Origin of the sequence: uncultured Maribacter sp., from assembly GCF_963977385.1 — a bacterium.
Taxonomy (GTDB): Bacteria; Bacteroidota; Bacteroidia; order Flavobacteriales; family Flavobacteriaceae; genus Maribacter.
Window position 1 is genome coordinate 19893 of the sequence record NZ_CAXBOU010000013.1, and the last position, 19716, is coordinate 39608.

The window sequence follows — 19716 nt, forward strand, 5'->3', positions numbered from 1 at the left end:
TAAGCGCGCAAGATACAATTTTCCCCTATTTTTGTTTAGAAGTTAACAAAGAAATATACTCGTAATGCGGATAGATAAATTCTTGTGGAGCACACGTTATTTTAAGACACGAAACATAGCTACTACCGCTTGCAAAAAAGGTCATGCGAAAATTAATGACCAAACCGTTAAACCAAGCAGAGAGGTTTATCCTATGGATAAAGTGATTCTTCGTAAAAATCAGATAGATTATACATTCACTGTTCTTGATATACCCCCTAATCGTGTAGGAGCTAAATTAGTAGACATTTATCGAAAAGATACCACACCCAAAGAAGCATTTGAGCATAACGAACTTCTACAATATTCTAAAGATTATTACCGTAAAAAAGGAATTGGCAGGCCTACCAAAAAAGATAGGCGTGATATCGACGACTATTTAGAGACCCCTACTGAAAATAAAGCAACAGACACCTCATCAACGAATAAAAACATTAAAGAAGAGGAATAAGCTAAACTTTTAAAAACATAACTATCTTTATTGGTTTAACAAAAACACATGGAACAGACCATACTTTCACACGTACAAATTCAGCATAAGATAGAACGCATAGCCTATCAAATCTATGAGGCAAATGTTTCAGAAGAAGAAATAATAATTGCAGGTATTGTTGGTGGTGGATTAGAATTTGCAAAAAAAATAGCCGCTAAGCTTAAAAAAATAACTAGTGCAAAAATTACCTTGTGTAAATTATCAATGGATAAAACCAATCCATTAAAAAGTGGTGTTTCAACCTCTATACCAGAAGATGAGTTCATTAATAAATCGGTGGTAATTGTAGATGATGTTTTAAATTCAGGAACAACGCTTATCTATGGTGTTCATCATTTTCTTAAAACTCCTTTAAAGCAACTTAAAACTGCCGTCTTAGTTAATAGAAATCATAAAAAGTACCCGGTAAAAGCTGATTACAAAGGAATTTCTTTATCCACTTCTTTACAAGAACATGTAAACGTACGTTTTGAAACTAAAAATGATAGAGTCTTTTTAGACTAATGAATTAATAATCACCTCAGCTATTTCAGTTGGTGAATTGTTATCACTTTTTACTTTTTGATGTGCTTTATTATAAAAGAAACTTCTTTCGAATAAATGCTTACCTATAAACTCAGTTAGTTCATTGTCCTGCAAATGTGAAATCATAGGCCTATGATTTTTTTCTTTTACTAAACGCTCCTTAAGCTCAGAAATACCCACATTTAAATAAAATGAATTTGCGGTTTTTTCATTTATCACATTCATATTATCTCCAAAACATGGAGTACCTCCACCAAGTGAAAGCACAAAACTGCTTTCATTCAAGAAAATTTCTATTAGATATTCTATTTCTTTTTTTCTAAAATAGATTTCACCCTTCTCTTTAAAAATTGATGACACAGACATGTCCTCTCTTTGTTCTATGTACGCATCTAAATCTAAAAATTTAATATTCAAATGGTTAGCAACTATTCTACCTACGGTAGTTTTGCCACTACCCATATAACCAAGCAATACTATTTTCACATCTTTCATTTGTACAAAATTGGACTAAAATTAAGGGATTTCAAAAAAAAAAAAATTTATCTTAAAAAGGGTTTGGTAAATAAAGTAATCGACTTATATTTGCACCCGCATTGAGGGAATTATTTCTGAATATGCTTTTGACCTGGTAGCTCAGTTGGTAGAGCATCTCCCTTTTAAGGAGAGGGTCCCGGGTTCGAGCCCCGGCCAGGTCACCAATAAATAATTGCCTCTTCCAAAAAAAAGAGGCTTTTTTATTTAAACATGTGAGCTGATTTATTTTAACAGAGTACGCATAAGTTCTTTATCTTTTTGACCTGGTAGCTCAGTTGGTAGAGCATCTCCCTTTTAAGGAGAGGGTCCCGGGTTCGAGCCCCGGCCAGGTCACTTAATCGGAGACCATCCGAGACCAAAACCTTGCTAATCATAAGATTAGCAAGGTTTTTTTATTTTTGGGATGTCATATAATATGATATGATATGGTTTTAAAAGTTCACAATTAGTCAACATTTTTTAAAATCGTCAACATAAGTGTCAACACTTTCATATATTGACCTCAGAAAATAAAAAGTACTTGTATTGTTGATTTGACTTTCGTCTCAATTATTGTTTAACAATTAAGACGACAACTATGCGATCTTCTACAACATTTTCAGTGCTCTTTTGGGTTTACAGCCAAAGAGCTGACAAAAACAATTTATCAAACATTTATGTCCGTATAACGGTAAACGGAAAGAAGGTTAATCTAAGCATTAACCAAAAAGCAGATATCTCCTCTTGGGATTCGAAACGACAACGGATCAAGGGTAACAGCAATCAAGCAAGGACCATCAACTTACTTTTAGATGATGTAAAGTCAGGAATTGTTCAATGCTATCGAGATTTAGAGCGCGAAGATAAAGTACTAACGGCCCAACTGATCAAAGCAAGATTTTTGGGCGAAGATAAAAGAGTACGTTCATTGAAGGATATTTTTAAATACCATAACGATAAAATGGGCGGCAAACTTGCACCTAAAACTTTACGTCATTACGAGACTAGTCAGAAATACATACTGGAATACGTATCGATTGAATACAAAAACGATAATATATTCCTCCAAGATCTTGACTACCAATTTGTTTTAGGACTGGAAAGCTTTCTGCGTTCTTATCAACCTAGACACTATCAAGGGAAAATAGGCAATAACGCTGTAATGAAACACATTCAGCGTCTCAGGAGAATGGTTACGCTTGCATTTCACATGGAATGGATAGAACGGGATCCCTTCGTAAAATTCAAGCCAAAGTTAGAAAAAAGAGAACGGGAATTTTTAACAGAAATAGAACTCCAAAAAATAGAAAACTTAACGACTTCAATTGAAAGACTATCTCTTGTTAAAGATTTGTTCATCTTTAGCTGTTATACAGGGATATCCTATGGAGACATTATGGAGTTAACCAAAAAATGTGTTGTTATAGGAATCGATGGCAATCAATGGTTAATGGCAAATAGAAACAAAACCGGCAGTCCTTTTAAAATACCAATACTTCCAGATGCTGAACTAATAATCAATAAATACCAAAAACACCCTCGTACACAATTTAATGGCAAACTATTACCAACGATATCCAACCAGAAAATGAACAGCTATTTAAAAGAGATTGCAGATCTCTGTAATATAGAAAAGAACTTGACATTTCATATGGCAAGACACACCTTTGCTACAACAGTTACATTGAGCAATGGTGTACCGATTGAAACGGTTTCTAAGCTATTAGGTCATACCAAAATGGCTACAACCCAAATTTACGCTAGAGTAATTGAAAAAAAGGTAAGTGAAGACATGATGAATTTAAGATATAAATTGAATTAGTCATAATAATTACATCAATTCACGAGTGTACTGTTTCAAATCTTGACTATTGTTTTGAAGTTTGCGTAATTCATATTTTGAAGGACTGACCGTGATCGAATAAAATTTAGGTTCTTTCTTTTTTAATTTTGCAGTGTTTCCATCGATTTCTTTAACCACTTCCTCCGCAGAAATTTCGTCGCCAAATTGATTAAAAAAGTGTTCCATATCCTGTTGTTCCAAACCTTGATTTTCTTTCTCCAAATAGCCTACAAAATCCCCTGAACTTTGACTATAGTTACCACCTATTTTTTGAGGTGTAATTGTAATGTACATAGCTCAAAAATTTATAGTTGATTACTTCGTTTTTGCTTCTCTACAAAACGTACTTCTTTGTTTTCTTTAGTGTATTTTTTTTCTATCAACATCGGTTTTTTCCTTGGCTCTTCTGTTTCAAAAAGTGATTGAATCATTGCTACCGTAGGTTTGGTTTGTGTCTTTTCCACATCCCTCATAATGGCAATAACAGCGTTGATTCTTTTTAAAAGTTTAGCTTCAATAGTTCGCCCTGTAGGACCTAATTTTTCCTTTGGTGAAATTTCGTTGTAGAAGAAAAAATCGAGCATCGTTGCCATTGCCTCGGTATGCGATTTAAAGTAAGTGCGGGAGAATGTTTGGAAACGTTTTGCAGTCTCCTTCTTAAATCTAATTCCAATAAATGAGTCCATATTTCGCCAATTTGTCGCAAATTCTTCCCTAAAAACAGGCGTTTACAAGGCGTTTGTCGCAAATTGCTGAAGGTCAAGAAATTAAATAATTTTCAAGTAGCTGAATATCAGCGTTTTGAAAACGAAAAGGAATTCTTAACATCGCGCAGCGTGTTACCCTCTTGCTATTCCCCCCTTAGTTTAGCGAACACGCTTTATTTAGGGATTATTTATATGTTAGTGAGTTTCTGTAATTGTTAACTTTCTATCGGGGAATACTCCCCATAATAATAAACTGTGACCAAACTGATAGGGGCGAATTATACGCTATTCAAAGCTTCGGGCTTATACTTTATTTGATAAAAGCCCTTGTCAGTTATCTCCGGACCGGCATCAGATGGAAATTCAGGTTTTTAGACCTATTATCAGGGGTTCGATGGTTATCTGGATACTGGTCATTTATCTAAAATCTTATCTATTATGAACAGACAAAACTTTTGCTACTTTATCGGTATTGACATATCGAAAAAGTTCTTTGACGTCGCTATCATCGAAAATGACAGGACTGCCTCTTATGTGTTTGAAAATACCAAAAAGGGGACTAACGCCTTTATTAGACTTCTTAAAAATCAGAAAATTTCTTTGGACAACACGCTGATATGCATGGAACATACTGGGGTGTACGGAAAGCTTATTATTACCAAGCTCGTTGAAAAACAAGCGCACTTTTGCGTTGAGATGCCTATAAAGATCACCAAGAGCATTGGTCTTCACCGAGGTAAAAACGATAGAGTTGATGCTAAAAGAATAGCCTTTTATGCATCCAAAAATTACCGAGAACTGGAACTTTATAAACCTATAGCTGAAGTTCTTGAAAAAATGAAAATTCTGCTTAAGATTAGAAAAAAGCTCGTCAACACTAGAGCTGACATCAATAAATATCCCAATGAACTTGAGCGTTTCTCTCCCGAAATTGGGAAACTTGCCAGGAAAAACCTGAAAAGGATCAACAAAAACCTTGAGGATGAAATCAAACGTATTGAAGCTGAAATTAAAAAACTGATTCTTTCTGACGACAAACTTAACAAAACGGTTGGCTTGGTGACTTCGGTAACTGGTATTGGTCAGATTACCGCACTTCACCTTACCGTATTCACAAACTTCTTTACGCGCTATGACAACCCGAAACAACTGGCTTGCTACAGCGGTGTAGTGCCTTTTGAATATACCTCTGGGTCGAGTATCCATAGAAAATCCAGAATACATCCTATGGCTAACAGAACGCTTAAAAAACACTTGCATATGAGTGCCTTGGCGGCTATCAATCATGATCCCGATATCAGAGCATATTTTCTCAGAAAAGTTGAAGAAGGAAAAAATAAAATGCTCATCGTTAACAACGTTAGGAACAAGCTTGTGCATAGGGTATGCGCCGTCATTAAAAGGCAGCAACCTTATGTCAAAAATATAGCTTGAAACTTTTGCCATTTTTTCTTGGTTTTAACATGGAAATCCCCCTTTTCGTTCGCTACAGGCGAACAAAAATTTCATACAATCTGGCTAAAAAGCCAATTGCCATTTCAAGGAAATGAATTTCCGATATGTTATTTTTCGATGTGTACGGTTATCGGCGAAAGTCGAAAAGTGGATAACCCTACTTAAAATTGAATGCTGTACATCAGCAAACTAAAGATACAATTTTTTTCTTGATATGATCTTGATTAAAAGCAAAACACCCCTGAATTTTCAGAGGTGTCAATTTAATTATTTCAAAATTTAAGGGTTAAAAATAAAAGTGTAAGAATATAAATTTCGTATTGCTTCTTCCTCAACCATAGTTTCAAAACAGGTGTGATTTTCTTTTATATATTTTCGAAGACTATCGCCAAATTTTCGTTCAACGTCTTTTTTAGAATTTTCTAAAAGTCGGTTTTGCGCCTCTTCGCTCAGGTCTGTAAAATTGAGATATACCATAGCTGTAGATTTTAATATTCGCTAGGTAACATCAACGTATCATTTACAAAAAATAACCGCAGTTCATCGAGTGGAAAATCGGTTACCCTATACCTTTGCTTTTCCAAAATAGTATCATTACCGTCGCTGTAAATTATTTCCGCTTCGTATCCTTCAAAATCCGGTTTTTCTTTATGTAGCCTTTTGAAGTCTATCGTTATAAACTCGCTTCGGTTCATCAGACCTTTTGCGATTACGGAAGTGTCTGTTATAAGCCAAAAACATTCAGCTGCTTCCGCCAAATATTTTAACCCGTCCGTAAAACGGGTTTTTAATAATGGTATTTGATAGAACATTTCCGTTCCATGAAAATGTTGTAACCCTTCTTTGATTTCGTTAACTTGTGCTTTCATTGTTTTCTACTTAAAAGGTTAATAATGAGAATTGAAAAAAGGGCGTTTAATTTCGGGAACGCCCTTTGCTTTTTTAAATAGTACTAGTCGTTTTTACTTCCAAGTAAAAGGATTTCGTTTGCTTCGACTTCCGTAACATAGCGTTCATTTCCTTCATCGGTGGTATAGGTTCGTGTCTTAAGTTTCCCGGTTACCCCGATCTCCTTTCCTTTGCCTACAAATTTTTCGATGATTTCCGCAGTCTTGCCCCAAGCTACTACGGTGTGCCAATTGGTGTCCGTTTGTTTTTCCCCTTTGACATCCTTGTAATACTCATTTGTTGCCAATGAAAAACGGGCTACTTTTTTACCGCTATCAAGATTCGTAATGGTTGGTTCTTGTCCAACGTTTCCAATTAACTGTACATGATTTTTTAAAGTACTCATAGTAATAGATTTAAAGATTAATTAAAATGCTACCCGAACCATTCAGATAGTTTTTGTTTCTGTTTTTTGAAGTGATTTACTTATTATATCTAGAGCGTTTTCCTTTTTTGTTTTTTTTGGTGTCGCTTCCTTTTTGATGTTTTTGTACGGTTTCATAAGCTTCATTTTAGATTTACTTCCCATAGGCCGTCGATGTTACCTTTTTTTGTTGCCGATACTTTTTCAATATTTGGAATTGATAAGGACTTATAAAAAAGAGCGAGGTACGAGCCTGGTTTATGGAGTGCGTTCAACTTCTAAATGTTGGTATTTTGCTGGCATAAAAACGGAATAACAGTGATGGTACGAAAGGTGAATCTAAAGGCATATGTGAAGTACAAAACCATAGGAAGCGACACCAAATGAATAATGGAATTCCGATTTGGCGGACTTGATTCACGATTTTGGCTCTGGAATGAAGTGTTCCTTTCCGGCGCAGCGGAAAGGGTTAACGGAATGGAAAGCTGAAATTGGGAATTGTGTCCAAGACCTGAGTAGTGAAGGTCTTTTCTCGGAATGTAGCTTTTCGCGAAATGTAGAGGAATGTGCTGAACGGGTTATGAAAATCGATTTCTCTTTTAAGTAGGATATCAAGCGGACTTAATTTCTAAGATGCAGATTGGGAATGAAACGTTTCCCGCATTTTTTTGCGGGTTTAGCTTAATGGAAATAGTAATCTTTGACATTGTGTCCAAGACCTGAGTAGTGAAGGTCTTTTCTCGGAATGCAGGGGAATGTGCTGAGCGGTTTGGAAAGTACGGGCATAGTATACAACCCCCGTCCTATAAATGCAAGCATAGCAATACTTTCAGCAAACCCTTTTATTTCATAGTCTTAAACGATTTTATAAAGGTTTACAAAAGAAAACATTTTTAGTGGTTCACTTTAACCGTTTTTTACAACCAACATTCTCTAATCTCACATAATAATTGTTAAACCTGATTTATGTTTATTAGAAATTTGTAATATTTTTAATCCAATTACGTCTTTTGTATTTTTTTTAATTGGTTTGTAACGAATCAGCTACTAAAATTTAACTTTTCTTATTCTCTATATGCATATAATTGCGCCATCATCCCCATTCCCATTTGAGCAATTACTCGGTAGTCACTTTGTTGTAGTTCAACCCCACCTCTATTATCTTGAGCCACTCCTTTAAGGAAACCATCCGGGGTGATATAATCGTACAAACTCTTCCAACATTTTTCAGCGGCTACCCTATAGGATTGATCTAAAATTCCATTTTTTACTGCGGCCATAATTGCTGCCGAAATACCTGCAGACCCCGAGGTATCAGGAGCCACATCTTGGTCCATAAAGCAATTCCACAAACCATTCTCTTGTTGCATAGTAATGACAACATCAACTCCTTCTTTAAATTTTTTTATAATTTTTTCATCCTGAATCTCTTCTTTTAATTCAGAAATTGTTCTAACAAATCCCAGTAAAAACCAGGCAGCACCACGTGCCCAATTCCGAAATGTTTTTTCTCCTTCGTTATAACGTAAATAAAAATTACCATCTTCAACCAATACAAATCGATGTCGGAGTTGTGCCAAGGCATTCTGCATCAAATCTTTTCGTTTCCACAATCGTCCTATAACAGCCATCGGGTATGCCACTGTATAACAGCCCTCAGCGGTAAGCGTCATGCCACCGGTTATCATACCGTTTTTCTTGGAATATGAATCCCAAGCCATAACAACAGTTTTAAGTATTGGATGAGTTGGATCTAACCGAGCCAGTGTTGCAAATGGAATTGTTGATTCAATCCCGTCAATCTGATTGTCCTTTTGAATACTGTGGGCATTTTCATATATCAGATTTTTATTTTCATCGAAAAACAAATCAAAATGTTCTTTGATGACCTCTAAGGCCCGTTGCTCTCCTTTTTGTGAATAAAGCTGCCAAAGACCATCCAGGACAGTACCTTCACGCCAGCCAAACGACTGTATTGAATTGACCGACATGAAACGTTCCTTGAAGGCCTCAATAGAACCATACTTCTCGGAAGAAGCAAGAAGATGAGGCAATAACGAACGGTTATCACTATTTATTGATTGTTTATCAAAAATCCATAGTGGTTCGGAGGCTTCTAGAAAAAGTTCCAGACCATATTTATTGATAGACTGCACATGCTTTTTATCAATTTCGAGTTCATATGGAACCAATACAGCGGAACTCCTTATATCTATAGTTCCCAAGCTAACGTTCTTACCAGCTATTTTTACATGCACTAATTTATTATCCCAGGTTTCCTGTGCCGTAGAGATCCGTAAGAAAAGATTTGCCTCAGGAAGATTTATCTCAGGAAGATTTATCTCAGGCTTAAGAATAATAAAATCATTCGGCTTTATTCCTGCTGCCGACCATCCAAATGCTACTCTTTTTCCTTGAGGAATTTCAATCAGATTTGAGGAAACTATTTTTAAATTGATTTGTTTTGTTCGATTAATCCCCTCCTTTAAAAACAAATTACAAGCAGTTGACGATAATAGACAAACTCCCAAACCAGCCGTCGGTACAGTTTCTAAAAATTTTCTTCTTTTCATAATTTTACTAAACGGTTATCTTATTTCTATTTATCCAAAAGTGTAAAATTTCTTAGACTTTGATTATATGTAACCTTTTCGTGATCAGTATTGTAAGAATCTTTATAAGAATGGATAGCAAAGTTTTAAAAATGCATCTTCTAATTAATCTTTTCATAAATCAATGCCACAAGACCATTTACTCCGATTATAACAGTAGGCGCCCCATCAGACCCCAAATCTACTTTTATATCACCAACACTTTCGGATTCTACATACCAATACCCTGGTACAGAAACCTTGGTTGCTTCAGAATGATTTGAGGTATGGGCCAAGACAATCGCCATGCGGTTACCGTTTACAAAACTCCTACCTTTAATCACCCCCTTGTCATCAATTGAGAAACCTTCCGTATCCTTATAAGTTCCCATTACGAGAAGTGATTTATACTTATCTTTTAAAAGATTTACCTTGGCCAAGTGTTCCTGATAAATGGGAGTTTTGTCGATTGTTTCACGAAGACGATAAATCTGCAAATTATTACGTAACCCTAATAACACGTTTTGATTCACCAACCATTTTATGTTGGGTTCATCTCCGTCAATATTCCTGCCTGTTAAAATAATTTCAGGAAAAGTATAGCGGTACCAGTCAATAAAAAAGTCGTTCCTATCTAGATATAAAATACTATGCACATAATCTACATATTGTGAGGTTACATCTGTAATATGCTCTATACCAATGGCCAACTCCCTATTCTTTGTTTCTATATGGTCGTGGATCATTTTCAACGCATTGGCCTTATCTGCAATGATGCGTAAATTGGGGACTGGAAATTCTTTCGTCAAATCCCAATCTTTCCAATCCTCGGCATACCCCAATTGATCATAAAAAACACTGTTCGCACCCATTTCCAACGCATGGTCCGCCATTTTCAGTAATTGCTTCTGCCATCTGGAATCGCTTGTATTTGCTACCACAAAGGTTCGTGTGTTATATTTACCAGTGAACGTTCCGGGACCAGAAAACCTGTACGCCTCATTTATTTCGGTCCCTGTATTACTGGTAAAACTTACTTTGCTACCCACACCTTTACGATAATAAGCGCTTTCTGTATCAATAAGTTTTCCATTATAATAAAGCATAACTTTACCGTCTCCCTGTTGAAAATCGGCAATTGCCTTTTTCCAAGCGCGATCCCCGCCCTGTTCCGGGTCGGTCACAAAATAAGAGTCAGGATACCCGTTGTCCATACCACTGTCCCACCAGCCAAACGGGAATACTACGTTTATCCCAACGCTCTCCCCGGCCTTTTTTACGTTAGTGGCAAGCTCGTCATAGGTAAAAAGAGTTTCACCATACTGGTGCCTCATGATAATTCTTTGAAAACCATTCATTTGTTTCACCCATAACGGTTCATCCCGATGGTCCCACCAAGTATTGGTCCAAGCCCTATATATTTTGGAAGTTTCATGCCAATTTCCTGAATAGGGTGCGATAACATTGGCATCATTCTTCCAAGTCTCCCCCGAAAGACAGTTAGGATATTTATAAATACCCATCTCTAGCCGATTAAAGTTCTTATTTTCATCAGGATATACCCTTAAGCCATGCCAGGTATCTTGATATGTTGGATCATGACTGCCAAAATATAGCCCTTGGTCCTTTCCGACCAAAGCAAAACAATTTGCTGCTGTTCTCACAGGGTAGATAACCTCCATCTGCCGAAAATGCTGATCTGGACCCTTGTACGAATAAGGTATCGACAAAATTTTCTTAATTGGATCAGGATACAACCTTCCTCCCATTTCCGTTGTTAATAATTGATGATCTGGAGCCACCTGGCAATCAGAAACCAATGGATACTGTAGTTCACGAATAATGGTATGTGATTCATTATTTTTAACTTCGGAAGAAAACCTAACAAAATCATTTTCAAGAATCATTTTCAAAACCAGCTTGAAATTAAGATCTTTATTTCCAGCCTTTAAACTAGCATACACCAACTGTATCTTATTCCCCTCTTGTTGAATTGAGGGCAAATTGTCCTTGCCTAAAACCTCAATATCCTTTGTTTTTTTAGTGTCATAAAGCATACGCCATATAGGTCCACCAGTTGCATAATTATGTCCCGATTGTAGGTTTTTCAATGAAACCAGGTTCCCCGTTTCGTCAATGGCAAATTCAACGTTCTGGTTTTTTATGGTATACACTTTTTGGCTAATTCCGTTAAACGACTGGGTAACGATAAATAAAAATGCCAAAACAAGCTTTAGATTAAAAAAATTTGTTTTCATACTGTATTATTTAAAATATAGTTCATTATTAGAACGATTCATGATTTACAATTGACTCATCATTATTACTTAAAGAAGGATTTGAAAGAAATTATTCAATTGGTTATTAACAAAACAATCAACCTTTTTTATTTTCATCTACATAACCTTAGCAATTAAATCCGTACTTCTTTTGTATATACTTCCTTTGTTATCCATAGTGTTCCGTACTTTTTCCAGTGACTGTCTATTGTTTGGTATTACATGCCTTAAACTGCTCGTAATTTGTTCAATTTAAAGACCCAATCGCCAGAGCACATCATTGCTTTTGCTTCAAATTAATTATAATTGGATACAGGAAGGCCACAATGAGGATCTTTTTATTACACGTATTACTACGGAGTAGTATTAAACCTACTTACTCAACTTGGATTAATTTGATTCTAAACAGCTAGTTAAAGTTCCTTTTCATAAACCAATACCGCAAGGCTGTTCATGCCGATTGTAACTGTGGGTGTCTCATCAGATTCCATATCCACTTTTAAATCACCAACACCTGCTGATTCTTTATATCGGTAACCAGGTACAGAAACCCTAGTTGACTCCGAACCATTAGATTTATGGGCCATGACAATTGCCATCCGGTCACCGTTTACAAAACTTCGACCCTTAATAACTCCTTGGTCGTTCATATAAAATCCTTCCGTATCCTTATAAGTTCCCATTACGAGAAGTGATTTATACTTATCTTTTAATAGATTCACCTTGGCTAAATGTTCCTGATAAATAGGAGTTTTGTCGATTGTTTTACGAAGACGATAAATCTGTAAATTATTCCGTAACCCTAATAAGACGTTTTGATTTACCAGCCATTTTATATTTGGCTCATCACCGTCTATATTCCTATCGGATAAAATAATTTCAGGAAAAGTATAGCGGAACCAGTCTATAAAATAATCGCTGCTTTCCGGATCCAAAATACTATGCACATAATCGACATATTGTGATGTCACATCTGTAATCCATTCTGTGCCGATGGCCATCTCTGTATCTTTAGTTTCAATGTAATCATGAACCATTTTTAAAGCATTGGCCTTATCTGCAATAACCCGTATATTCGGTACTGGGAATTCTTTCCTCAAATCCCAATCCCAAGTAGACTCGGCATAGCCCAACTGATCGTAAAAAACACTATTAGCCCCTAGTTCCAATGCATGGTCCGCCATTTTAATCAGTTCCTTTTGCCATCTGGAATCGTTGGTGTTTGCTACAACAAAGGTTCGTGCGTCATATTTTCCTGTAAAAGTTCCGTTACCATAAAACCGGTAGGCTTCATTTATTTCAGTCCCCGTGTTACTGGTATAACTTACTTTACGACCATCACCCTTCCGATAATAATCACTTTCTGTATCAATAAGTTTACCATTATAATAGAGTATAACTTTGCCATCTCCTTGTTTAAAATCAGCAATCGCCTTTTTCCAGGCTCGATCTCCACCTTGTTTTGGGTCAGTGACAAAGTATGAATCAGGATAACCGTTATCCATGCCACTGTTCCACCAACCAAATGGAAATACCACATTTACCCCTACACTTTCCCCTGCCTTTTTTACGTCGGATGCAAATTCTTTATAAGGAAAAAGAGTTTCACCATCCTGGTGCTTCATAATAATTCTTTGAAAACCGTTCATTTGTTTCACCCATAACGGCTCATCCCGATGATTCCACCAAGTATTGGCCCATTTCCTATATATTTTGGAGGTTTGATGCCAATTTCCTGAATATGGCGCAATAACGTTGGCATCGTTCTTCCATGTCTCTCCTGAAAGACAATTTGGATATTTATAAATACCTGTCTCTAGCTCTTTAAAGTTCTTATTCTCATCAGGATACACCCTTAAACCATGCCAGGTATCTTGATATGTTGGGTCATGACTTCCAAAATATAACCCTTGGTCCTTACCGACCAAAGCAAAACAATTTGCTGCTGTTCTCACAGGATAGATAACCTCCATCTTGCGGAAATTCTGATCTGGACCCATGTAAGAAAAAGGTATCGACAAAATTTTCTGAATTGGATCAGGATACAGCCTTCCTCCCATTTCTGTCGTTAATAGTTGATGATCGGAAGGCACTTGGCAATCAGAAACCAAAGGATATTGAAGTTCACGAATAATCGTATGGGATTCATTGTTTACGACTTCCGAAGAAAATCGAACCAGATCATTTTCAAGGATCATTTTAAGAACAAGCTTAAACTTTAGTTCATCATCCCCAACATTTAGACCATTGTATGTCAGTAGCAGTTGACTCCCATCTTGTTGAATTGAAGGCAGATTATCCTTTCCTAAAACCTGAATGCCCTTTGTTGTTTTATCGTCGTAATACATACGCCAAATAGGCTTGCCAGAAGCATAATTATTTCCGGATCGCAGATTCTTCAATGAAACGAGATTTCCCGTTTCATCAATAGCAAATTCTAAGTTTTGATTTTTTAAGGTGTGCACTTTCTGGCAAATACCGTTAAATGACTGGGTAACGATAAATAGGAATACCAAGATCATCTTTAGCTTAATAATATTTGTTTTCATACTCTATTATTTAAAATTTCTTTCGATTATAGGTTATTATTAGAAGGATCATGGTTTACAATTGACACATCGTTATTCCTTAAAGAAGGATTTTGCATTATTGTGTCTAATATCCGTTAAAGTACCCTGGTAATGTCTAAGCTCTTTCGCCTCATAAGGATGCTTTTCAATTTCCTTTTCATCGATATCTATGCCTAGACCTGGTTTATCTGGAATGGTCATTTGCCCATTTTTAAAAGTAATTTCCTCGTTGCAAATTTCCGATCGCCAAGGGACATCGCTGCTCATGGTTTCCAATAGATAAAAATTGGGTACACAGGCCGCCAATTGCAAGGTGGCCGCATTGGCCACGGGACCACTGGGATTGTGGGGACAGATCGGAATATGATAGGCTTCGGCCATGGCCGCTATCTTTTTCAATTCCATGATTCCCCCGGCGTGACTTACATCTGGTTGGATATAGTCTACCGCCCGAAGTTCGAAAAGACTTTTAAACTCCCATCTATTATACAATCGCTCCCCTGCTGAAACAGGGACCTTGATTCTGCGCTTCACTTCGGCCAAACCTTCAAGATTCTGCGGAGGGATGGGTTCTTCATACCATAAAATGTCAAAATCGGAAAGGGCATTTCCTATTCGAACGGCCGTAGGAATATCAAATCGTCCATGGGCCTCTATAATGATGTCCGCCTCGTCCTTTACTGCTTCGTAAACAGCCCCAATGCATTCCATGGCCTGGTTCAACTCTTTACGGCCAATCTGTAAATAGGCCGACCCGAACGGGTCCCATTTTAATGCTTTAAAACCATTTTTAACGGCTATTTTCGCCTTCTCCGCAAATTCATGAGGGGTCTTGGCAGGGGCAAACCAACCGTTGGCGTAACAGGGAACTGCCTCCCGTACCTTCCCCCCTAAAAGCTGATATACGGGCACTCCCAAGTCTTTTCCCTTGATATCCCAAAGGGCCATTTCTATGGACGATAGGGCGCTCATAAGTACGGCTCCGCCCCGCCAATAGGCATTGCGGTACGCCAGATGCCAAAATTCCTCAATTCGATGTGGGTCCTTGCCTATCAACAAGCTTTCCAGTTCATGACAGGCTTGGGCAACGGTATGCTCCTTGTACTCCAAAGTAGCCTCTCCCACTCCATATAGGCCATCTACATCGGTAAAAACCTTTATAAATACCCAATTTGTACGATACGCATGGCAGATGTACGTTTTTATGGCAGTAATCTTCATTGTTCTATTTTTTAAATGATTTTTTCTATTCCAGGAACCAATTCAAACGAATCAGTCCCCCTTCTTTTACATTCCTTCACAAAAGGTATTGGATCTTCCGTGTTTTCCGCAAACATGCCGTAATGCATGGGTATGGCCATACGAGGTTTTAAACTGTCGACCAAAGAAATTGCTTCCTGCCAATTCATATTGCCCAATCTACCATTGATACAGACCAATACCACATCAATCTCACCCTTGGCAAGAGTCTTGACCTCCTGCACCAATGTGTCCGAAAAAGTGGTATCGGCACTTAAATAGATCTGTGTACGTGCTGTATTTATGACACCGCCTACTGCAAAAGGGTCAGAATGGTAAGCCGGAGTAATCGCTAACAAAAAACATCCCAATACATAGGTTTTCCCTATGGAAACGGAATGCATAACTAATCGATCAAAACCCATTTCTTGGGCTTTTTCCATCACGCTTTGCGGCCCGTATATGGGAACAGTGGGATATTTCTTATGAATTTCGGGAAGGGCAATGGGATCAAAATGATCCAAATGATTATGGGTGATAAATATATAATCGGGTTGAAGCTCCTTAATTTGAAGAGGTGGGGCCATGAGTCGTTTCAATCCCTCGCGTTGCTCCACTATGTCACTTAAAAATGGATCCACCAATAGTCTTGTTCCGTTCACTTCGAACAAAAAACTACCTTGTCCCAGCCAAGTAATTGATAAAGAATTCGAATCCATACGTTAGTTTTTACAAATCAATATCTTCAGGCAAATGCTGGGCGGAACAGCCCCCATCTACCACCAATCTTTCGCCCGTTATATTTTTGGCCGCATCCGATGCCAAGAAAGCCACGGCTTGGGAAATATCATCCGCAGACGCTTCGCTCCCCAAGGGAATATTATTTCTTCTTCGTTCTTTAACCTCAGCCGAAAGCTCATCCCAACGATCCGTATAAATATAGCCCGGTGCAACCATATTTACGCGTATACCCTTGTCCGCTAAATCTGTGGCCATAGCCTTGGTAAGAGCGTCTATACCCCCCTTGCTGGTCACATAGGCGATACGATCATGGATGGCCCTAGTGGAAACATTGGAACCTAAATTTATGATGACCCCTCTGGATTCTTGCCCTACCATAATTTTCGCAGCCTGCTGGGAAACCTGAAAGGTACCCATCAAATTTACCTTTAATACCCTTAAAAAATCATCGGGATGCATGGTATCGAACCTCATTCCAATCCCTTGATCCGCCGCGTTGTTTACTAGGATATCAAGACGACCGAACTTTTTTGTAATTGCTTGAAACATACCTACTACCTCGCTCGTATTCGAAATATCGGCTACAAATTGATCAAAATCATGTAGGCCCATGGCATTTAATAGGGCTGCTCCTTTATCTAGATTTTCTTTGGAACTTCCATTAATGCATACTTTGGCGCCTTCCTTGATAAATAGTGACGCAATACCTACTCCGGTATTTTTGGTCGCACCAGTAACTAATATTACTTTATTTTTAAACTTCATTTTTAAATTTTACAGTTGTATACTTTCTTATTGTTATAAATAAATTCATCCAATACACCCATGAACCTATTTTTTTCATCAAACAGTCCGACCACTATCTTTCTTTCTTTCTTCCACTCTATGATGCCCAGGTTAACATCTATGGAAACACCCGTAATTGGTGAAACTTCTGCTTGAAATATTGCTTCCGCATTTTCTGCATAATCCTCGGACGAGGATACAAGCTGAATTTTAAGGATTCCTTTACCAAACACCCCATATTTGGCTTTTAGTTGGAATCCATCTCCTTGTTCCTGCACGCATATTGGGTCCTCGATTATTCCAAATTCATTCACATCGCTTATATCGCAATATTCCGAAAGTGTCGATGTTAAAATTTCATACTCGAACGTCATACTCCCTTTTGGTTGTAATTCAACTAAAGGAGACAGTACTTCCACTTCCAAATATGGGGGATTTGACCGTTTGTCATTCCCATATTCGATAATCCTATTTCTTGAATGGATAAGGCCCTTTCCTTGTGACCATATTTGAACAGACGTATTGTCAGGATATGTTCCATTTTTTTCGACCAGAAACCTATACACTAGGACTTTCCCTGTTTTCTTATGGATGTAGGCCACCCAATTGGCATCCGTATCCAATCCCACCTTGCCGACTAAATAGCTGTAATCTACCAGAAGGTGGTTTTTATTTCTTCTATATTGGGGGTTGTTAACTAAGCCGTGCATCACCTTGAATCCTTGGTCGTACTGGGTATGCTCACTAATCGGGCACACGACCTGATATTCAACTTCTTCTCCAAAATCTTCGGTCTTTAGCTGGCAAACTGGCCAAATGGACCATTTTTTTGGCCTATCTGAAAAATTAGTAAACTGGGCCTTTATTCGCACCCCGGACTTTTCGGGTATCAAGCCAATGGCTCGTTGAATCTGTAACCCGGTAAAATCATCCACAGGACTCACTAAAAAAGCCTCCGACCCATGCACCGCATCTACTCTTTCTTCTATGGAATAGAGGCCTCCATCCAAAACTTCGTCCGGTGGTCCAGGCCATTGATTGGCATGATCCCAACCTTGTGGGGCGGGCCATATTTTTTCGCCTCCGTAATTCCGCCAAACGCCATCGCTTTCTTCTACAATACTACCCGACCACTTTTGTGCAAGGTCTTTATTCGCATATAGGAACTCATGCCCTGCCAATTCCAATTGAATAATCCTACCCCCTAATTGCGGAGCAATACTGATTTTCATCCAATCGTTTTCCAACAAATACACATCCCATCCTAAATAACTTGATGCTCTAAGACGTTTCATATCTTCACCTGATTTGAGTGAATTTTGTTATAATCTGTATTGAAATAGTATTTATAGCCCACCAAAAAAAGGAGTCCGCACAGTACCCAAATAATGGATAATAAGGATATTCCTGTAGATAGTCCGATAAAAGGTTTTAGGTAGCCCAAAATTATTGGTGATAAGGACCCAACAGAAAAACCAATCATTAACATGACCCCTGATGCCGAAGATTGGTATTCTTCGGGAATTACATCATAGAGTATTGCATAGGTATTGGCATCAAAAAGAGCCCTCCCGAAACCAAACCCAGCGAATCCGATGTAAACCCACATTAGGTCACTTGAATAGCCCATCAAAACAATAAAAGGCGCGGCGAACAAAAGTCCGATTGCTGGCACCAACATTCGTATTGCCGGATTACCCGTTACTAATTTATCTGTATACTTTCCGGCCAAGATCACCCCAATAAAAGCAAACAAATGCGTATAGAACATAGAATGAAATCCCGCACGGGATAAGCTCATATTGAAATTTTCGAATAAGTAGGTGGGCGTCCAGGTAAGGTAACCGACTAGGACAAAAATCAGTCCGCTAAACCCTACTGTCAATATCAAGGCCGTTGGAGTACGAAATAAGACCTTAAAACCTTCTTGAAATTTCACCTTTTTATGTGTGTCTGCAGTAACTCTTTTTCCCTTTTTGTCCTTGAGTCGAAATATCATTACAATACCATGGACTACACCGATAGCGCCAAACACATAAAAGGCATTTCTCCAACCATAATGTTCTCCTATATAACCCGCAATAAAACCACTTAGTATGATACCTATATAATAGGAAGTCTGATGAATAGACATGGCCAATGATCGGGTCTTCTTATGATATTGGGCTAATAAAGTATAATTCGCCGGACCAAAGAAAGCCTCCCCTCCACCTGTGGCCACACTCCGCATAATAATCAGCAAGAGAACCGTACTGGCCAAACCGGTAAACATAGTGGCAACACTCCAAAAAAGGACACTGATGGTTACGATCCACTTTCGACTATAAATATCTCCGACATAGCCCGCAATGGGCACCATGGCGGCATACACAAGATTAAATATTGTCGCGATAGTGCCTATTTCCACATCGGTCAAATTCAAATCAGCCTTGATGAGAGGCAAGACTACATTAAAAATTTGTCGGTCTGCCTGATTGAGAAAAAAAGCTACCCACAAAAGCCCTAATACCTCCCACTTATAACTTTTATAACTTTTCATAGAATTCTAATGAATAATTTATTTAATGTCTCAACGCACATGCAAGGAGTCTCTTACGTTCTTTTTAATAATATGACTTCA

General features: G+C 37.8%; 17 protein-coding genes, 2 tRNA genes and 1 pseudogene. 6 read left to right on the forward strand and 14 right to left on the reverse strand.

Annotation, left to right across the window (positions count from 1 at the left end):
* The first annotated feature begins 64 nt into the window (after positions 1-64).
* Complete coding sequence (locus AAC084_RS13755; RefSeq protein ID WP_339840787.1) at positions 65-490, forward strand: S4 domain-containing protein; 426 nt, start codon at positions 65-67, stop codon at positions 488-490.
* A 48-nt stretch (positions 491-538) separates the two neighbouring features.
* Positions 539-1036, forward strand: coding sequence for a phosphoribosyltransferase family protein (locus AAC084_RS13760; protein ID WP_339840788.1), 498 nt, complete (start codon positions 539-541; stop codon positions 1034-1036).
* On the opposite strand, the gene AAC084_RS13765 is transcribed toward AAC084_RS13760, so the two are convergent.
* Positions 1028-1552, reverse strand: coding sequence for a shikimate kinase (locus tag AAC084_RS13765; protein ID WP_339840789.1), 525 nt, complete (start codon positions 1550-1552; stop codon positions 1028-1030). The two genes, AAC084_RS13760 and AAC084_RS13765, sit on opposite strands and share 9 nt — an antisense overlap.
* A gap of 130 nt (positions 1553-1682) precedes the next feature.
* Here AAC084_RS13765 and AAC084_RS13770 point away from each other — a divergent pair.
* The 3 genes from AAC084_RS13770 (at position 1683) to AAC084_RS13780 (ending at position 3395) form a co-directional block, all read left to right on the forward strand.
* Positions 1683-1758, forward strand: a tRNA-Lys gene (locus tag AAC084_RS13770).
* A gap of 96 nt (positions 1759-1854) precedes the next feature.
* Positions 1855-1927, forward strand: a tRNA-Lys gene (locus AAC084_RS13775).
* Between the two features lie 244 nt (positions 1928-2171).
* Positions 2172-3395, forward strand: a complete 1224-nt coding sequence (locus AAC084_RS13780; RefSeq protein ID WP_339840790.1) for a site-specific integrase — start codon at positions 2172-2174, stop codon at positions 3393-3395.
* Positions 3396-3407: 12 nt separating this feature from the next.
* On the opposite strand, the pseudogene AAC084_RS13785 reads toward AAC084_RS13780, so the two are convergent.
* Both AAC084_RS13785 and AAC084_RS13790 read right to left on the reverse strand, forming a co-directional pair.
* Positions 3408-3710: pseudogene (locus tag AAC084_RS13785) on the reverse strand (DUF5712 family protein); the annotation flags it as partial.
* Positions 3711-3721: 11 nt separating this feature from the next.
* A complete protein-coding gene (locus tag AAC084_RS13790) occupies positions 3722-4102 on the reverse strand; it encodes a BfmA/BtgA family mobilization protein (RefSeq protein WP_339840791.1) in 381 nt (126 codons plus the stop codon).
* A 459-nt stretch (positions 4103-4561) separates the two neighbouring features.
* Here AAC084_RS13790 and AAC084_RS13795 point away from each other — a divergent pair, with 459 nt between their 5' ends.
* Entirely contained in the window at positions 4562-5557 is a 996-nt protein-coding gene (locus AAC084_RS13795) for an IS110 family transposase (RefSeq protein ID WP_219958316.1), read from the forward strand.
* A gap of 300 nt (positions 5558-5857) precedes the next feature.
* On the opposite strand, the gene AAC084_RS13800 is transcribed toward AAC084_RS13795, so the two are convergent.
* The 11 genes from AAC084_RS13800 to AAC084_RS13850 form a co-directional block, all read right to left on the reverse strand.
* The gene (locus AAC084_RS13800) at positions 5858-6055 is read right to left on the reverse strand and encodes a hypothetical protein (protein ID WP_079512720.1); all 198 of its coding nucleotides are present in this window, start codon (positions 6053-6055) and stop codon (positions 5858-5860) included.
* An 11-nt stretch (positions 6056-6066) separates the two neighbouring features.
* A complete protein-coding gene (locus AAC084_RS13805) occupies positions 6067-6447 on the reverse strand; it encodes a DUF6876 family protein (protein ID WP_339724704.1) in 381 nt (126 codons plus the stop codon).
* An 83-nt stretch (positions 6448-6530) separates the two neighbouring features.
* Positions 6531-6872 carry a single-stranded DNA-binding protein gene (gene ssb / locus AAC084_RS13810; protein WP_339840793.1) on the reverse strand — a complete coding sequence of 114 codons (342 nt, stop codon included), beginning with the start codon at positions 6870-6872 and terminating at the stop codon, positions 6531-6533.
* Between the two features lie 1082 nt (positions 6873-7954).
* A complete protein-coding gene (locus AAC084_RS13815; RefSeq protein ID WP_339840794.1) occupies positions 7955-9463 on the reverse strand; it encodes a glycoside hydrolase family 88 protein in 1509 nt (502 codons plus the stop codon).
* Between the two features lie 140 nt (positions 9464-9603).
* Positions 9604-11739, reverse strand: coding sequence for a DUF6259 domain-containing protein (locus AAC084_RS13820; RefSeq protein WP_339840795.1), 2136 nt, complete (start codon positions 11737-11739; stop codon positions 9604-9606).
* A 434-nt stretch (positions 11740-12173) separates the two neighbouring features.
* Positions 12174-14309: a DUF6259 domain-containing protein gene (locus AAC084_RS13825; RefSeq protein ID WP_339840796.1), complete on the reverse strand. Its 2136-nt coding sequence runs from the start codon at positions 14307-14309 to the stop codon at positions 12174-12176.
* A gap of 72 nt (positions 14310-14381) precedes the next feature.
* Complete coding sequence (gene dgoD, locus AAC084_RS13830; RefSeq protein WP_339840797.1) at positions 14382-15551, reverse strand: galactonate dehydratase; 1170 nt, start codon at positions 15549-15551, stop codon at positions 14382-14384.
* Positions 15552-15562: 11 nt separating this feature from the next.
* The gene (locus AAC084_RS13835) at positions 15563-16288 is read right to left on the reverse strand and encodes an MBL fold metallo-hydrolase (RefSeq protein WP_339840798.1); all 726 of its coding nucleotides are present in this window, start codon (positions 16286-16288) and stop codon (positions 15563-15565) included.
* Positions 16289-16298: 10 nt separating this feature from the next.
* Positions 16299-17075, reverse strand: a complete 777-nt coding sequence (locus AAC084_RS13840) for an SDR family oxidoreductase (protein WP_339840799.1) — start codon at positions 17073-17075, stop codon at positions 16299-16301.
* Positions 17076-17077: 2 nt separating this feature from the next.
* A complete protein-coding gene (locus tag AAC084_RS13845) occupies positions 17078-18391 on the reverse strand; it encodes a DUF4380 domain-containing protein (RefSeq protein WP_339840801.1) in 1314 nt (437 codons plus the stop codon).
* A complete protein-coding gene (locus AAC084_RS13850) occupies positions 18388-19635 on the reverse strand; it encodes an MFS transporter (RefSeq protein WP_339840802.1) in 1248 nt (415 codons plus the stop codon). Before AAC084_RS13850 ends, AAC084_RS13845 begins: the two co-directional genes overlap by 4 nt.
* Positions 19636-19716 lie beyond the last annotated feature (81 nt).

Coding starts and splice junctions, on each gene's coding strand:
- AAC084_RS13765 (WP_339840789.1), bottom strand. CDS start 1,552: ATGAAAGATGTGAAAATAGTATTGCTTGGTTATATGGGTAGTGGCAAA.
- AAC084_RS13790 (WP_339840791.1), bottom strand. CDS start 4,102: ATGGACTCATTTATTGGAATTAGATTTAAGAAGGAGACTGCAAAACGT.
- dgoD (WP_339840797.1), bottom strand. CDS start 15,551: ATGAAGATTACTGCCATAAAAACGTACATCTGCCATGCGTATCGTACA.
- AAC084_RS13850 (WP_339840802.1), bottom strand. CDS start 19,635: ATGAAAAGTTATAAAAGTTATAAGTGGGAGGTATTAGGGCTTTTGTGG.
- AAC084_RS13760 (WP_339840788.1), top strand. CDS start 539: ATGGAACAGACCATACTTTCACACGTACAAATTCAGCATAAGATAGAA.
- ssb (WP_339840793.1), bottom strand. CDS start 6,872: ATGAGTACTTTAAAAAATCATGTACAGTTAATTGGAAACGTTGGACAA.
- AAC084_RS13755 (WP_339840787.1), top strand. CDS start 65: ATGCGGATAGATAAATTCTTGTGGAGCACACGTTATTTTAAGACACGA.
- AAC084_RS13825 (WP_339840796.1), bottom strand. CDS start 14,309: ATGAAAACAAATATTATTAAGCTAAAGATGATCTTGGTATTCCTATTT.
- AAC084_RS13805 (WP_339724704.1), bottom strand. CDS start 6,447: ATGAAAGCACAAGTTAACGAAATCAAAGAAGGGTTACAACATTTTCAT.
- AAC084_RS13800 (WP_079512720.1), bottom strand. CDS start 6,055: ATGGTATATCTCAATTTTACAGACCTGAGCGAAGAGGCGCAAAACCGA.
- AAC084_RS13795 (WP_219958316.1), top strand. CDS start 4,562: ATGAACAGACAAAACTTTTGCTACTTTATCGGTATTGACATATCGAAA.
- AAC084_RS13845 (WP_339840801.1), bottom strand. CDS start 18,391: ATGAAACGTCTTAGAGCATCAAGTTATTTAGGATGGGATGTGTATTTG.
- AAC084_RS13835 (WP_339840798.1), bottom strand. CDS start 16,288: ATGGATTCGAATTCTTTATCAATTACTTGGCTGGGACAAGGTAGTTTT.
- AAC084_RS13815 (WP_339840794.1), bottom strand. CDS start 9,463: ATGAAAAGAAGAAAATTTTTAGAAACTGTACCGACGGCTGGTTTGGGA.
- AAC084_RS13780 (WP_339840790.1), top strand. CDS start 2,172: ATGCGATCTTCTACAACATTTTCAGTGCTCTTTTGGGTTTACAGCCAA.
- AAC084_RS13840 (WP_339840799.1), bottom strand. CDS start 17,075: ATGAAGTTTAAAAATAAAGTAATATTAGTTACTGGTGCGACCAAAAAT.
- AAC084_RS13820 (WP_339840795.1), bottom strand. CDS start 11,739: ATGAAAACAAATTTTTTTAATCTAAAGCTTGTTTTGGCATTTTTATTT.